This is a genomic window from Pontibacter rugosus (genome assembly GCF_042678745.1).
Taxonomy (GTDB): Bacteria; Bacteroidota; Bacteroidia; order Cytophagales; family Hymenobacteraceae; genus Pontibacter; species Pontibacter rugosus.
Genome location: NZ_JBHTLD010000583.1, coordinates 1 through 511, shown reverse-complemented (window position 1 = coordinate 511; position 511 = coordinate 1). Strand labels below are relative to the sequence as shown.

The 511-nt window shown below is 72.8% G+C and carries 1 protein-coding gene; it reads left to right on the top strand.

Annotated elements, in window-relative coordinates; genetic code table 11:
• Window positions 1-511: glycosyltransferase family A protein (locus tag ACFQ2O_RS22585; protein ID WP_377533317.1), on the top strand; the 511-nt coding region annotated here is incomplete at both ends.

Here is a 511-nt window from a genome sequence, read left to right as displayed (position 1 = left end):
ACCGCGTCGAGGACCTCGGCAAGCTGCTCGACGTCCTCGAGCACCTGGACTACCCGCGGCACGAGGTCATCCTCGTCGACAACCGGGTGCGCGTCCCCGCCGGTGACGCGCTGCCCGCGATGCTGGCCGGGCGGGACGTCCGTCTGGTCGAGGAACGTCGCCCGGGCCTGTCCGCCGGTCGCAACGCCGGTGTCGCCGCCGCGACCGGCGACGTGATCGCCTTCACCGACGACGACGTCCGCGTCGACCCGCAGTGGCTCCGCGCGATCGGTTCGCGGTTCGTCAGCGAGCCGGACCTGCAGGCCGTCACCGGCGTGATCCTGCCGAGCGAGCTCACCACCCCCGCGCAGATCTGGTACGAGGCGTACTACGGCGGGTTCAGCGCCGAGCGCACCTTCTCGCCCGTCACGATCGTCCCCGAGGACGTCCCCGGCGCCATGCGGCACGCCCGCGTCCGTGCCCTCACCCCGTCGGGCCAGGTGCTCAAGCGCTTCGCGGTCTACGGCATCGG